This is a genomic window from Allobosea sp. 117 (assembly GCF_000702305.1).
Classification (GTDB): domain Bacteria; phylum Pseudomonadota; class Alphaproteobacteria; order Rhizobiales; family Xanthobacteraceae; genus Ancylobacter.
The window spans coordinates 839,348-852,790 of record NZ_JNLC01000010.1 but is presented as its reverse complement, the minus strand read 5'-3'; the positions used below and the strand labels follow the sequence as shown (position 1 = coordinate 852,790).

General features: G+C 67.9%; 13 protein-coding genes. 5 read left to right on the top strand and 8 right to left on the bottom strand.

All coding sequences use genetic code 11. The features are described 5' to 3' along the window. Nucleotides 1–18: 18 nt before the first annotated feature. The 3 genes from U742_RS0106095 to U742_RS0106085 form a co-directional block, all read right to left on the bottom strand. Entirely contained in the window at nucleotides 19–1,407 is a 1,389-nt protein-coding gene (locus U742_RS0106095; RefSeq protein WP_029351058.1) for a four-carbon acid sugar kinase family protein, read from the bottom strand. Further along, nucleotides 1,404–2,678 (bottom strand): ribulose-bisphosphate carboxylase large subunit family protein, encoded by a 1,275-nt coding sequence (locus U742_RS0106090; protein WP_029351056.1) that lies wholly within the window; start codon nucleotides 2,676–2,678, stop codon nucleotides 1,404–1,406. Before U742_RS0106090 ends, U742_RS0106095 begins: the two co-directional genes overlap by 4 nt. 540 nt (nucleotides 2,679–3,218) lie before the next feature. Beyond that, nucleotides 3,219–3,920 (bottom strand): FadR/GntR family transcriptional regulator, encoded by a 702-nt coding sequence (locus U742_RS0106085; RefSeq protein WP_029351054.1) that lies wholly within the window; start codon nucleotides 3,918–3,920, stop codon nucleotides 3,219–3,221. A gap of 256 nt (nucleotides 3,921–4,176) precedes the next feature. On the opposite strand from U742_RS0106085, the gene U742_RS0106080 reads away from it, so the two are divergent. From U742_RS0106080 to U742_RS0106060, 5 genes are read left to right on the top strand one after another with little or no spacing between them, the layout of a single operon-like run. Beyond that, entirely contained in the window at nucleotides 4,177–5,181 is a 1,005-nt protein-coding gene (locus U742_RS0106080; protein WP_051660888.1) for an ABC transporter substrate-binding protein, read from the top strand. Nucleotides 5,182–5,191: 10 nt separating this feature from the next. Continuing rightward, nucleotides 5,192–6,025: an ABC transporter permease gene (locus tag U742_RS0106075; RefSeq protein WP_029351050.1), complete on the top strand. Its 834-nt coding sequence runs from the start codon at nucleotides 5,192–5,194 to the stop codon at nucleotides 6,023–6,025. A 2-nt stretch (nucleotides 6,026–6,027) separates the two neighbouring features. Then, nucleotides 6,028–6,837 carry an ABC transporter ATP-binding protein gene (locus U742_RS0106070; RefSeq protein WP_029351049.1) on the top strand — a complete coding sequence of 270 codons (810 nt, stop codon included), beginning with the start codon at nucleotides 6,028–6,030 and terminating at the stop codon, nucleotides 6,835–6,837. Between the two features lie 9 nt (nucleotides 6,838–6,846). Continuing rightward, nucleotides 6,847–7,599 (top strand): ABC transporter permease, encoded by a 753-nt coding sequence (locus U742_RS0106065; protein ID WP_029351047.1) that lies wholly within the window; start codon nucleotides 6,847–6,849, stop codon nucleotides 7,597–7,599. Continuing rightward, the gene (locus tag U742_RS0106060) at nucleotides 7,599–8,303 is read left to right on the top strand and encodes a fumarylacetoacetate hydrolase family protein (protein ID WP_029351045.1); all 705 of its coding nucleotides are present in this window, start codon (nucleotides 7,599–7,601) and stop codon (nucleotides 8,301–8,303) included. Before U742_RS0106065 ends, U742_RS0106060 begins: the two co-directional genes overlap by 1 nt. Nucleotides 8,304–8,434: 131 nt before the next feature. On the opposite strand, the gene U742_RS0106055 is transcribed toward U742_RS0106060, so the two are convergent. Genes U742_RS0106055 through U742_RS0106035 form a run of 5 tightly spaced genes read right to left on the bottom strand, consistent with a single transcriptional unit; the run spans nucleotide 8,435 to nucleotide 13,434 of the window. Beyond that, entirely contained in the window at nucleotides 8,435–9,232 is a 798-nt protein-coding gene (locus U742_RS0106055; RefSeq protein ID WP_029351043.1) for an alpha/beta fold hydrolase, read from the bottom strand. Between the two features lie 11 nt (nucleotides 9,233–9,243). Next, on the bottom strand, nucleotides 9,244–10,293 hold the full coding sequence (locus U742_RS0106050; RefSeq protein WP_029351041.1) for a proline racemase family protein: 1,050 nt from the start codon (nucleotides 10,291–10,293) through the stop codon (nucleotides 9,244–9,246). A 17-nt stretch (nucleotides 10,294–10,310) separates the two neighbouring features. After that, nucleotides 10,311–12,092 carry a cobalamin-dependent protein gene (locus U742_RS0106045; RefSeq protein WP_029351040.1) on the bottom strand — a complete coding sequence of 594 codons (1,782 nt, stop codon included), beginning with the start codon at nucleotides 12,090–12,092 and terminating at the stop codon, nucleotides 10,311–10,313. A gap of 15 nt (nucleotides 12,093–12,107) precedes the next feature. Then, nucleotides 12,108–12,422, bottom strand: coding sequence for an NIPSNAP family protein (locus U742_RS0106040; protein ID WP_029351039.1), 315 nt, complete (start codon nucleotides 12,420–12,422; stop codon nucleotides 12,108–12,110). A gap of 10 nt (nucleotides 12,423–12,432) precedes the next feature. After that, on the bottom strand, nucleotides 12,433–13,434 hold the full coding sequence (locus tag U742_RS0106035) for a 4-hydroxyproline epimerase (protein ID WP_029351038.1): 1,002 nt from the start codon (nucleotides 13,432–13,434) through the stop codon (nucleotides 12,433–12,435). Between the last annotated feature and the right edge of the window lie 9 nt (nucleotides 13,435–13,443).

Here is a 13,443-nt window from a genome sequence, read left to right as displayed (position 1 = left end):
TGAGGCACTCTCCCTTCGTCAGTGGCTATTGGCGCCGCCGGCCTTGGCGGCGAAAAAGAAATCCGGCCTGCCCATCTGGCCGCCCTTGAACGCGATCTCGAGCCCGTCATGAGCGTCGTCCGCATAGGCGCGGCACAGCGGCGAGCCGGGCGCCAGCGGCGCCAGTGCGGTGACCGCATAGATGCCGAGCGCCATGCCGGCATGGCCCGAGGTGTCGCCGCCGGAGATCACCGCGCGCTTGAGGCGGGCGTCGCGCACCAGCCGGTCGAGCACCTTGCCGAGACCGTCGCCGATGCGGGCATTGACCTCGCCGACCTCGGCGCCGCTCGCCACGATGGCCTCGCCCAGCGCCGGTACCGCCGGATCGTCCGGGCCGCTGGCGGTGAAGACGAGCGGATCGTGGCCCTCTCCCAGCGCCCGCAGCGCCTCGCGGGCGCCGCGCTCGAGTTCGCTCTGCCAAGCCAAGGCGTCCACCGCGCGGGTGGCGTCGAGACGGATGCCCTCGAAGCCGTGGCCAAGCGCGAAGGCGATCTGGCCGGCGGTGATCGGCGAGCAGGAGCCGGAGACCACAGCGATGCGCTCGCGCTCCGGGGCGGCGATGTCCTGCCCGGCGGCGGGCAGGAGCCCGGCCTGCCGCCAATGGGCGACCAGCGCATATTCGACGCCCTGCGAGCCGACCGTGAACAGCCGGTTCCCGCGATGCTCCCAGATCAGCCGACCGGCCTCGACAAGCGTCTCGTCGTCGAGCACGTCGATGGCGAGGATGCGCGCGCCGGCGGCGTGCTCGCGGGCGAGGCGGATGTCGCCCTCGCCCTTCTTCAGCGCGACGAAATCGACGAGACCGATCGGGATGTCGGTCTGCTTTCCGAGATGCAGGCGCACATCCGCCTCGTGCATCGGCGTGACCGGGTGACGGGCCATCACCGGATGGCGGTCGAGCCGGTAGCCGTTGCCCTCGATGGCGGCGAACAGATTGCCGAAGGCCTGATAGCGGGCGATCGCCGGCGCGCCGACCACCAGCGGATGCCAGGCGCCGCCGAGGATCGGCTCGGCGAGCTCAATGGCCTTGCCGATGGAGCCGACATGCGGGGCGGAATCGAAGGTCGAGCAGACCTTGTAATGCGACAGCGGGGCATCCAGCGCGGCGAGCGTGCGGAACACCGCCGGCAGGTTCGCCTCCATCCATTCCGGCGACTGCGAGCGGGCCACCCCGGCGATGCCGAAGGCGCGCGCCTCGGGAAAGCGGGCGATCTGCCCGGGCGTCGGCAGGCCGAGGAACAGGACGGTGGGAATGCCGGCGAAGCTCAGCACCTCCATCACCGCCGAGGAGCCGGTGTAGTCGTCGCCATAGAAGGCGACGAGCCGGCCCTCGGGCAATGCCCCGTCCTTTGCCGCCGGGGCGTTCATGAGGAATAGGTCTCCAGCGCCTTGGCGAGCGCATGGTGATCCCTGGCGTAATCGGCGAGCGGCACGCGGGCGATCGCCGCTTCCCACGCCTCGCGCAGCGACGCGACGCCGGCCGCCGGGCCGTCCGGGTGGGCCATGATGCCGCCGCCGGCCGCAAAGATCAGGTCGGCCGAGCCGAGCGCGGCATAGGTGCCTGGCGCCTGCTTGGCCGACTGGCCGGAGGAGAATACCGGCATGGCGATGCAGGGCTTGTCCGCGAACATCGGGGTCAGGCACTCGCGGGCCGAGGCGATGACACTGTCATCGGCTTCCGAGAACTTGTTGGACAGGCCGTTGACGTGCATGTGGTCGGCGCCGGCGAGGCGCCAGAGCTTCTGCCAGGCGACATAGGACCAGCCGAGCATCGGCGCGCGGGATAGATAGCCCCAGCCGTTGCGGTGGGCGTGGATCGGCAAATCGGCGAAGCGCGCCAGCTCGATCATGCCGACGAGGCCGACCGAGTTCAGGCTCGCCATGATGCAGGTGCCGCCCTGCTCCAGCACGAGGTCGTGGCGGCGGCGCATCTGGTCGAACTCGCCGGTGAGGTTGAAGGCGAACATCACCTTCTTGCCGGTGCGGTCGGCGTGGTCGTTGATGACACGCATCACCGCCCGCACCCGCTCGTCGAACGGGCAGGCGGGGCCGTCGGACTGCAGCTCGTCGTCCTTGATGAAGTCGATGCCGGCCTCGCAGAGCAGCTTCGCGAGATCGGCCGTCTCCCTCGGGCCGAAGCCGACGCTCGGTTTGACGATGGTGCCGATGATCGGGCGCCCCTCGACGCCGGCGAGGCGGCGGGTGCCGGGCACGCCGAATTTCGGGCCGGGATAGGCCTCCGCAAACACCTCCGGCAGGCGGATGTCGGTAAGGCGCAGCCCGGAGAATTGCTTCAGCTCGAAGAGGTTGCCGGCGACGGTCGCCATCAGGTTCGGCAGCGAAGGGCCGATGTTCTCGATCGGCCAGGAGAGCGTGACGCGGGCGCGGCGGATTGTGGCGTCGCCGGTCTTCGGCCTGCCGGCGCCGGGTAGAGAAGGCTCATCCGCAGTGCAGATCACCTCCAGCGCCTCGATGCGGGCGGCGGAGCGCTCCTTCAGTTCCGGCGTCTCGCCGGGGATCGCCACGAAGGTTCCGCTCGACTGCTCGCCGGCCATCGCCTCGGCGGCGAGGCGCGGGTCGAAGGCGGTCTCGATGACGTAGTCGGCCTCGATACGGGAGGGGGCGGCGGAAAGGGCCATTGCGCGCGGTTCCTGCTCAATCGCTGGCGCCGGCGAACCTACCCCGAACGGAGCGGTGCTCCGTCAGGCCAGGACAGCTTCCCTCGACGCGTTTCCCAACGGCGGACTTCAGGGTTCCGCTCATCTGTTGATATAGTCATTATACCACATGATGAGTCATGGCAAGTCGGCGGTTCCAATGCTGCGACTGGCCGTCACATCATGACCGGCGGACGCTGGCCGAACCGGAATCGCGTCGAAGCTTTGTGGTGGGACGGAAGGCGAGCTGGTCCTGCTCCGCTCGGTGGGACGACCGGGCAAAGGTGGATCTCCGCGGGACTAACGGGCCGCAAGAGGCGGAGCTCGGCCAGGAACGATCGCGGGAGTAAGAACGACGTCATCCTGAGGCGCTCGCGCAGCGAGCCTCGAAGGATGCTCATCCCCCGCGCGCGCGATACGAGCATCCTTCGAGGCTCGGCCGTTGGCCGGGCGCCTCAGGATGACGTTGCGCGATGAGGAAAAGCCCCGGGCCGGACCGCCGGATCCAGGCGCCCCGACTCCCTACCCCGCCACGCGGTCGTGATGGGCGAGCAGCTTGCGCTCGACGGTCGAGAGATGACCGCGCATCGCCTCGGCGGCGCCGGCCATGTCGCGTTCCTCGATCAGGCTCACAATGCGCTCGTGCTCGGCGAAGCTGTGGTGGTCGGGCGCCGGCCGCACCGGATTGGCGCGCAGCCGCCCCCAGGTGACGGCGCGGCGCACCGCGTTCAGCGTGTCGAACAGGCCGACCAGCAGGCTGTTGTGCGTCGCCTCGGCGATGGTGCGGTGCAGGCGCGCGTCCCAGCCCTCATATTGCCGCCACGTCTCGGCCTGCCGCGAGCGGGCGAGGCAGAAGCGCATCTCGGAGATGTCGTCCGGGCTCGCCATGAAGGCGGCGCTGCGGGCGAGCTCGGGCTCGATGGCGAGGCGCGCGCGCATCACTTCCGCCGGATTGCTGCGCCGGGCCAGCGCGCCGATGTCGGCGAAGGTGTCGAGCGGCCGCCCACCGATGAAGGTGCCCTTGCCGACATGGCGCCACAGCTCGCCTTCCGCCTCCAGCACGTCGAGCGCCTTGCGCAGCTCGGCGCGCGAGACGCCGAGCGTGCCGGCGAGTTCGCGCTCGGGCGGCAGGCGCCCGTCATCCGGCAGCCGGGTCTGGGCGAGGAAGGCGCGGAGCTGGGTCAGCACACCGGAATCGGTGGCGGAGCCATTCGTCGAGAGCATCGGAAGGTTCCAACCAAAATACGAATTGGTTGAATCTATCCATGAGCGTGACATCGGTCAACGCCACATGTGCAATGCACACATATGCAAGGATTTGTCACATCTTCGTGCCCAAGAGCGTATTTCCCTCTCCCTTTGCGGAAGGCCGTCCTTGACTCGGCGAATTCGGCCAATGTACAACCAAGAACAAATTGGTTTTGCATTGATCGTGCAACCTCGGAGGCGGTCAACCGCCCCGTTCCAATGGGAGTTGGAAATGCCCTCATTCTCGCTATCCCGCCGACTGTCCCCCCTCGCCGCCGGCGCCGCATTCGCGCTCGCGGCGACGCTCGGCCTCGCCTCGCAGGCCGAGGCCAAGGTGCGTGTCGTCTTCGGCGACATCGCCAGCGTCGAGACGCTGCATCTCCTCGCCGCGCTGGAGCGCGCCAAGGAGAAGGGCGTCGAGATCGAGATGACCTATCTGAAGTCCGAGGACATCGCCGCGCAGGCGGTGGTCAGCGGGCAGGCCGACATCGGCGTCGGCGGCCCCTATGCGCTGATTCAGAAGGTGAAGGTGCCGGTGCGCATCTTCCTTCAGCTCTCCACGTTGCGCTTCTATCCGGTCGTCAACGCCGAGTTCTACAAGACGTGGAAGGACCTCAACGGCCAGGAGATCGCGGTGCATTCGCGCGGCTCCGGCACCGAGGCCATCATGCGGCTGATGGAGACCAAGCAGGGCATCAAGTTCTCCAAGATCAGCTACATCCCCGGCTCGGAGGTGCGCGCCGGCGCCCTGCTTCAGGGCAATGTAAAGGCCAGCATCGTCGATGCCGCCGGCCGCCGCATGCTCGAGGCCAAGGCCCCCGGCAAGTTCATCATCCTGCCGCTGGAAGGCGTCGCCGCCACCGACGAGGCGCTGTTCGCCCGCGAGGACCTCCTCAAGAGCAACGCCAAGGAGGTGAACGTCATCACCGAGTCGGTGCTGCAGACCTGGCGCGAGGTGCAGGGCAATCCGGCGGTCGTCGCCGAATGGCGCACCAAGTACAAGCTGCTGCCCGACCTGCCGGCCGACCAGGTCGCCGAGATCACGCCCTACTTCACCGAGCAGGCCAAGGCGAAGGCCTTCCCGATGAATGGCGGCGGCGAGGCGGCTGCGAAAGACGACTTCGCCTTCTACACGCTCTCCGGCCAGCTCCAGGGCGAGCCGGGCAGCCTGAAGGTCACCGATTTCTGGGAGCTCGGGCCGCTGAACGAAGCGCTCGGCAAGATCGGCACGAATTGAGGCAGGGCGGATGTCGGCACCCGCTCACGTGAACGGCTCCTCGCGGGCCGTTCACTCCGACGGCGGCTCGCGCGGCTCGCTGCGCAAGCTGCTGGCGGATCACCCTTCCCTGTGGCGCCTCGCCTCGCTCGGCCTGTTCTTCCTCGTCTGGGAGATCGCGGGGCGCATTCCGATCAGCTTCGCCTTTCCCACCTTCCTCGAAACGCTACGAGCTTTCGTGCGGATGACGCTCGACGGCTCCTTCGCCACCGCCTACGCCTCGACGCTGCAGCCGCTCGTCATCGGCATCGGCATCTCGGCGGTGCTGGGCGTCGGGCTCGGCGTGGTGATGGGGCTGTCGCGCAAGGTCGAATGGCTCGCCGCGCCGGTGTTCATCGTGCTGCAGGCGGCGCCGATGGCGGCGCTGATCCCGCTCATCACCTTCGCCTATGGCATCGGCCTGGTGGCGAAGACGCTGGCCGTGATCATGCTCGCTTTGCCGGTGATCGTGCTCAACGGCTACAAGGCGGTGCGCAACGCCAATCCCTCGCTGGTGGACATGTGCCGCTCCTTCCAGGGCACGCGCTGGCAGCAGATCGTCAAGGTCATCATCCCGGACGCCAGTCCGGTGATCTTCGCGGGGCTCCGGCTCGGGCTCGCTGCCGGCTTCATCGGTGTCATCCTCGCCGAGCTGCTGATCACGCCTACCGGGATCGGCGACCTCATCACCTATCACCGCTCGGTGGCGGACTACCCGGAAATGTACGCCGCGGTCGTCTCCATCATCGTCGTGTCCACACTGACGCTCGCCGCGCTGGAGGCCTTCGAGCTTCGCGTGCTGCGTCCCGAGAAGAGGAGAGGCTGAAGATGCGCAACATCACCGCCGCAGCGCAGGCCGCCATCGCCCGTCCCGAGGCGGAGAACGAGGCCGCCGTCGAGGTGCGCGGCATCTCCAAGATCTATGGCGAGGTGGAGGCGCTGCGCGCCGTCGACCTCGACTTCCCCGCCGGCAAGCTGACGACGCTGCTCGGCCCTTCCGGCTGCGGCAAGACCACGCTCTTGAAGATCATCGCCGGCCTCAACCAGCCGACCGCCGGCGAGGTGCGGGTGAACGGCAAGGTCGTCACCGGTCCCGGCCCGGAACGCGCCTTCGTGTTTCAGGATTTCGCGCTGATGCCCTGGGCAACGGTCATGCGCAACGTCGCCTTCGGCCTCGAGCTGCGAGGCATGGGCAAGGACGAGCGGCAGGCGATCGCCCGCAAATATATCGGCGAGGTCGGGCTTTCCGGCTTCGAGGACAAATATCCGCACGAGCTCTCCGGCGGCATGCGCCAGCGCGTCGGCCTCGCCCGCGCCTTCGCGGTGAATGCCGACGTGCTGCTGCTCGATGAGCCCTTCTCGGCGGTGGACGAGCAGAACCGCCGCAAGTTCCAGGAGGACCTGCTGCGCCTCGTCGCGCTGGAGAACAAGACCTTCATCTTCGTCACCCACTCCATCGAGGAGGCGGTCTATGTCTCCGACCGCATCGTGATCCTCTCGCGCCGCCCCGGCCGGGTCTCGCAGATCATCGAGCCGGAGATCGACCGCACCGCCTCGCCCGACGCCATCCGTCGCGACCAGTCCTATCTCGATACGGTCGAGGAGATCTGGCAGGGGCTGAAGCGCTATGTCGACTAGGAGGCGATGATGACCCTGTTCGGCTACAGGGTGCCGATGATGGCCTCGCTCATCGTCTGGTGCCTCATTTGGGAGATCGTCGGCCAGCTCGACGTGACCTTCCTCATTCCGCCGCTCTCCGAGGTGTTCCTCGCCGCGGTGCACCTCGTCCAGACCGGCACCTGGCAGGCGGCGGCGATCACCACGCTGTCGAGCTTCCTGATCGGCATGGCCTTCGCCATTGTGATCGGCGTGGTGCTCGGCGTGCTGATGGGGCGCGTCCCGGCGGTCGACAACCTGCTCGGCATCTGGGTGAACATCTTCGTGTCCGCCCCACTCTCGGCCTTGGTGCCAGTGCTGATGATCCTTTTCGGCATGGGAGAGACGACGGTGGTGGTCACCGTCTTCCTGTTCGCGGTGTGGATCATCGTGCTCGACACGCGGGCCGGCATCCAGCATGTGCCGACCTCGCTGGTCGAGATGGGCAGGAGCTATGGCGCCTCTCGCGCCGCGCTCTACGGCAAGATCATCCTGCTCGCGGCGCTGCCGGAAATCCTCGCCGGTATCCGGCTCGGGCTGGTGCGCGGCGTGAAGGGTGTGGTGATCGGGCAGTTGCTGGTCTCGATCATCGGCTATGGGGAGCTGTTCGAGCTCTATTCGCGCAACTTCGACATGGACAATTTCTGGGCGCTGACCATCATCCTCTTCGCCTTCGCGATGCTGGTGTCGGCACTCATCGAAGCAATCGAAAAACGAGTTGAATATTACGCAGGAGTCCGCTGATGAACGCGCCTACCGACACCTCCGCCTATGTGATCGCCCCCCCGGCGATCCCTACCCTGCCGATCATCGGCTCGGACAAGCTGTTCCCGATCCATCGCATCTACTGCGTCGGCCGGAACTATGCCGAGCACGCCATCGAGATGGGGCATGATCCGAACAAGGAGCCGCCCTTCTTCTTCCAGAAGAACCCGGACAACGTCATCACCACCGGCACCTTCCCCTATCCCGACAAGTCGAGCGACGTGCATTTCGAGATCGAGATGCTGGTGGCGCTGTCGAAAGGCGGGGTGAACATCCCGGTCGAGAAGGCGCTCGAGCATGTGTGGGGCTATGGCGTCGGGCTCGACATGACCCGGCGCGACCTGCAGGGCGAGGCCAAGAAGCTCGGCCGCCCGTGGGAGGTCGGCAAGGCGTTCGAGGCCTCCGCCCCCTGCTCGGGCCTCGTCCCCGCCTCGAAGATCGGCCACCCGGCCGAAGGCAAGGTGTGGCTGAAGGTGAATGGCGAGCTGCGCCAGCAGGGCGACCTCAACCAGATGATCTGGAAGGTGCCGGAGATGATCTCCTACCTCTCCGGCCTGTTCGAGCTGAAGCCCGGCGACATCATCATGTCCGGCACGCCGGCCGGCGTCGGCGCGATCAAGCGCGGCGACCGGATGGAAGGCGCGGTCGACGGCGTCGCGACGCTCGACGTGACGGTGGGGTGAGGCGCCTGGCTTCTATCAGAGGGGGCACCGTTTCCCCTCATGGCCGGGCTTGACCCGGCCACCCAGCCTTAAGTTGGTCGGCGCCAGGCTACTGGGTCCCCGGGTAAAGCCCGGGGATGAGGGTTGCCGCTTTATCCGCAGCCCTCACCGAGAAACCCGGCCAGCAGCGCGGCCATCTGGCTCGCACGGGTGCGCGGGTAAAAGTGCCCGCCGGAGAGCTCGGCGAGCCGCGCGCCGGGGATCGCCGCCGCCAGCAGCTCGGACTGGCGGAACAGGGTCATCTCGTCGTCGCGCGCGCCGATCACCAGCGTCGGCGCGCGAATGCCGGCGATGTCGGCGCTGCGATCGAACTCCAGCAGCATGCGAATGCGGGCGGCGGCGACGTCGAGCGGGGCTAGACCCTGCGGCGCGCGCGCCACGGCGGCCTCCAACTCGGCCTCGTGCGCGTCGATCCAGTCCGCGTCGTAGCCCAGCACATGAGTGAAGGCCTGATAGATTTCCGCCTGCTCCGCCTCCAGCAGCGCGAGCCGTGCCCTGAACAGCGCGCGGAAACGCGCATCCGGCCCCGGCCAGCTTCCCGAGATGACGATGCGCCGCGCGCGCAAGGGCGCGTCGAGGGCGATCGTCTGCACCACCGTGCCGCCAGTCGAGTGGCCGACCAGATGGGCGCTCTCGCAGCCCTCGGCGTCCATGATCTCCAGCACATCCGCGGCGATGCGGGCGATCGTGTAAGGCCCGGGCGGCCGGTCGCTGCGGCCGGCGCCACGATGGTCGACCATGATCAGCCGGAAGCGGTCCGCGAGATGCGCCGCCACCGGCTCCCAGAAGCGCCCGTCGCCGCCGAGGCCGGGGATCAGCACCACCGGCTCGCCGGCGCCGGCGACCTCGTAATGGATGCGGCAGTCATCGGAGGCGACGATCTCGCTCATGGTCCGGTCCTTCAGATCGGCTGCTCGCCCGTATAGCCCGGCCAGGTGTCGCCGAGCCGGTAGCCCTCGGGGAAGGGGTCGGTCGGGTCGAGCACATATTGGTGGAAGGCGGTGATCCAGCCGGGCCCGGTGATGGTCGGCAGCACGGCCGGCTTGCCGCCGACCTCGGCGGTGCCGCGCAGACGGCCGATGAACTCGGTGCCGATCAGCGAGCGGTGCACGAAGGTCTCGTCAATGCCGAGCTGGCCCTTGGCGTTCAGCACCACCATGCGCGCCGAGGTGCCGGTGCCGCAGGGCGAGCGGTCGTGCCGGCCCGGCGAGACGATCACCGTGTTCTTCGAGGTCAGCCCGCGCTCGGTGCGCTCCAGCGGCCCGGCGAACTGGGTCTGGTTGATGGTGTGGATTTCCGGATTTTCCGGATGCACGCAGGGAATCTGCTCGGCCGCCGCCTTCTTGATGCGCTCGCCAACCTCGACCAGATCGCCGGCCTCCTTCAGCTCCAGCTTGTAGCCGAGGCTTGCGGCGTCGACGATGCAGTAGATCATCCCGCCATAGGCGACATCCACGGTGATGGTGCCGAGGCCCGGCACGTCGACCTTGGCGTCGAGCGCGAAGACGAAACCCGCCACATTGTCGAAGGTGACATTCACGCATTTGCCGTCGCGGCACTGGGCGGTGACCTTCACGAGGCCCGCCGGCGCCTCCAGCGTCAGCGTGGTCACCGGCTCCTGCATCGGGATCATGCCCGTCTCCAGCAGCGCGGTAACCGTGCAGATCGTGTTGGTGCCGGACATCGGCACGTAATAGTCGGACTCGATGATAACAAAGCCGGCATCCGCCTCGGGCGTGGTCGGCGGCAGCACGAGATTCACGCATTGCGTGACGCGCCCACGCGGCTCGTTCAGCAGGAACTTGCGCAGCTCGTCCTGGTGCTTCTGCACATATTGCATCTTCTCGAACATGGTCCTGCCGGGCACATCGCGCACGCCCCCGGTGATGACCTCGTTGAGCTCGCCGGCGGCGTGGACGCCGACGACATTGATCATACGGCTGAAGCGCATTGCGGGAATCCCTTCGTTCAGGAGGATCGTTCGGCGAGGCGGGCGGCAAGAGACGAGAGTACGTCGACGAGCGCCGCCGGCGTGGCGCAGGGCACGACGCCGAGCTTCTCTATGTCGGCGGTGACATCGACGGGCAGGCCGGAATTGGTATCGTCCGGCACCTGGTTCAGCCGGCCGCCGATGCATACGGGCAGGCGCTGACCGGCCCGGGCCAGCGTCTGCTTCACCTCGCCGGCATAGCGGAGCGCGATGCCGTTATAGGTCGAGATGGCGATGACGTCGGCGCCGCTGTCCAGCGCAACGGCGACGAGGTCGTCGGCATCGACCGACGTGCCGGCATCGACCACCTCGACATCGAGATGGCTAAGCGTGCGGGCGATCAGGTTCCGGCCGTGCTCGTGCACGTCGCTGGAAGCGACACAGACCTTTAGCCGGCTTCTGGAAATAGCGAGTCGGGCCAGATCCGGAACGGCGTCGGCCCAGCGACGCGCCTCGTGCTCCAGTTCCTCAACCCATTCGGCGAGCGCCACCGAGCTGCGCCCGCTCCAGGCGGCGGGGTCCGGCGCGCCGGCGCCGAAGGCGGCCTCGAGCCGCTTCGGGCCGATGCGGCGCAAGGCGAGCATCAGCTCGGCGGCGTCGGATGTGTCGATGCCGATCTCCTGCAATCCTGCCAGCAGGCGGGAGGCGAAAAGCCGGCCGCCCTCGACCAGCCTCCCGGCCATTTCGTCGACGGGAGCGAGGTCGACGAGGTCGCGCGAGGCCAGAGCGTGCTCGGCGAGCCGGGCGGCGAAGGTCTGTGCGTCGATGATCTCGTCGATGTCGGGGATGCGCTCGTTCTCGGTCACCGGCACCGGATTGACCGCATGGCCGGAATTCAGCCGCGCCAGCGCCCACACATCCGCCTGCAGATAGGAGGCAAGGCTCGCATAATTGCCGGCGGGGGTGGATTTGTAGCTCACCGTGTTGCCGAACATCATGGTGCCCGGCGTGTCGCTCACCTGCGTCAGCGCGCGGTGGAACGCCATGCGCACGCGCGGCGCCGTGTAGTGGTGGCCGAAGCAGTGGGAGGCGCGAGCGCCGATCAGCGTCTCGACGATGTGCTTCTCGACGATGACCATGCCGAGCGCCGAGGCCATGTCGGCGAACAGCCCGGCGAAACCGTCGTCGAGATTGGAATGCACCAGGATCTCGACCGGCTGGGCGGCGATGAGACCTAGCGCGGTGACGGTCGCTTCGGTGGTGGCGACGTCGTCATCCCAGTCCGGCATGCGGAAGGTGAAATACTGGCCGAGATTGCCGATCGCGGTGGCGCCGGCGGCGATCGCACCTTTCGCATTGGCCAGCGCGCCGGGCAGGCCGAGCATGAAATCGCCGAAATGCGCGGCGGCGGGCGCGGCATTGGTGATGCGCGCGAAATCCTCTGGCGCATCGAGCACGATGCCGGTGCCGCGCCGGCTGCCCTTGCGCATCTCCGGCGGGTAGCCCATCGACCAGTCGAGGGTGATGCCGAAACGGTCCACCCCGACACCGCGCTTCGCGCAGGTCTCGTGCACCTCGGCGATGGCGGTGACGGTGCGCTCCACCGAGCGGAAGCCGATATGGGCGTGCTGCATGATGCGGCCCTCGCCCGCCATGCGCCGCTTGTAGTCCGCCTCGCAGGCGACGCCCTTCTCATCGAGGAAGGCGTTGCGGCCGACGCTCCAGTCGCGCGCGAGGCGACGCCCCTCCTCCAGCAGCTCGCGGCCCGGCCGCAAATCCGGCGGGATCAGCTCGTCGCGGGAGGGAGGCGGGGCGGTCATCGCGGGCGGCCCATCTCAGCGCATCGGCGAGATCGAGGTCGGCACGAGGATGCGGTTCTGCTGGCGCTCGATCATGCCCTTGATGGCGCCAAGATAGTCCTGCCATGGCGGATGGGCGAGCATGCGGGCGCGGCGCTCCTCGCGGTCTGCCATGCTCTCGTAGCGCCACAGCGCGACGACGTGGTTGAGTTCGCCGATATCGGTGACGAAATGGCCGATGAACTCACCAAGGAACCGCTTCTGTATGTCGAGGCCGAGCGTCTCATAGGCTTTCAGGAAATCGCCCATGCGGCCCGGCACGATGTGGTAGTCGCGCTCCTCAACGATCACGACGCCCTCCTCAGGCGATCTGGAAGCCGAAGGCGAGCGGGTCGCGCTCGTCCACGGTGATGGTGTTGTGGCCGTGAATCCGCGCCCAGCCGCCGATGCTCGGGCGGATGGCGGGGCGTCCCGCGACCTCGGCGGCGCTCTCGACCCGGCCGTGGAACAGGGTGCCGATGATGCTCTCATGCACGAAGTCGTCGCCGACCTTCAAAAGCCCCTTGGCGACGCGCTGCGCCATGCGCGAGGAGGTACCGGTGCCGCAGGGCGAGCGGTCGATGCCCTTGGCGCCGAAGAACACCACGTTGCGCGCATGCGCCTCGGGATGCTTCGGCCCGTCCGCCCACATCACGTGGCTGACGCCGTTGATGCGCGGGTCCTCGGGGTGGACCGGCGCCACCGCCTTCTGAACGGCCTCGCGCACGACCGGGCTCCATTTCAGGATCGCCTCGGCGTTCATGGAATCGAGGCCGGCCCAGTTCTTCTGCGGCTCGACGATGGCGTAGTAGTTGCCGCCATAGGAGACGTCGACGATGAGCTCGCCGAAGCCCGGCACGTCGACCGTCACGCCCTCGGCGTGCAGGTAGGACGGGATGTTGAACAGCCGCACCTGATCGACGAAGCGGCCGTTGCGCGTGTATTCGACCTCCACCTTGCCGGCCGGCACCTCCAGCGCGAGGCGGCCCTCGGTGCGCGGCACCACGAAGCCCTGCTCCAGCGCCACCGTCACGGTGCCGATGGTGCCGTGCCCGCACATCGGCAGGCAGCCCGAGGTCTCGATGAACAGCACGCCGAGCTCGCAATCCTCGCGGGAAGGCGGATAGAGGATCGATCCGGACATCGCGTCATGGCCGCGCGGCTCGAACATCAGCGCCTGGCGCACCCAGTCATGGTCGCGGAGAAATATCTGCCGCTTCTCGGCCATCGAGACGTTCGGCAGCAGCGGACCGCCGCCGGCGACCACACGCACCGGGTTGCCGCAGGTGTGGGCGTCGACGCAGAGGAAGGTATGCGGGTTCATCGGGCGGAC

Bases quoted from the DNA above. Each gene is read 5' to 3' on its own strand.
- U742_RS0106045 (WP_029351040.1), bottom strand. From the start codon at position 12,092: ATGACCGCCCCGCCTCCCTCCCGCGACGAGCTGATCCCGCCGGATTTG.
- U742_RS0106055 (WP_029351043.1), bottom strand. From the start codon at position 9,232: ATGAGCGAGATCGTCGCCTCCGATGACTGCCGCATCCATTACGAGGTC.
- U742_RS0106050 (WP_029351041.1), bottom strand. From the start codon at position 10,293: ATGCGCTTCAGCCGTATGATCAATGTCGTCGGCGTCCACGCCGCCGGC.
- U742_RS0106065 (WP_029351047.1), top strand. From the start codon at position 6,847: ATGACCCTGTTCGGCTACAGGGTGCCGATGATGGCCTCGCTCATCGTC.
- U742_RS0106095 (WP_029351058.1), bottom strand. From the start codon at position 1,407: ATGAACGCCCCGGCGGCAAAGGACGGGGCATTGCCCGAGGGCCGGCTC.
- U742_RS0106080 (WP_051660888.1), top strand. From the start codon at position 4,177: ATGCCCTCATTCTCGCTATCCCGCCGACTGTCCCCCCTCGCCGCCGGC.
- U742_RS0106075 (WP_029351050.1), top strand. From the start codon at position 5,192: ATGTCGGCACCCGCTCACGTGAACGGCTCCTCGCGGGCCGTTCACTCC.
- U742_RS0106085 (WP_029351054.1), bottom strand. From the start codon at position 3,920: ATGCTCTCGACGAATGGCTCCGCCACCGATTCCGGTGTGCTGACCCAG.
- U742_RS0106070 (WP_029351049.1), top strand. From the start codon at position 6,028: ATGCGCAACATCACCGCCGCAGCGCAGGCCGCCATCGCCCGTCCCGAG.
- U742_RS0106090 (WP_029351056.1), bottom strand. From the start codon at position 2,678: ATGGCCCTTTCCGCCGCCCCCTCCCGTATCGAGGCCGACTACGTCATC.
- U742_RS0106060 (WP_029351045.1), top strand. From the start codon at position 7,599: ATGAACGCGCCTACCGACACCTCCGCCTATGTGATCGCCCCCCCGGCG.
- U742_RS0106035 (WP_029351038.1), bottom strand. From the start codon at position 13,434: ATGAACCCGCATACCTTCCTCTGCGTCGACGCCCACACCTGCGGCAAC.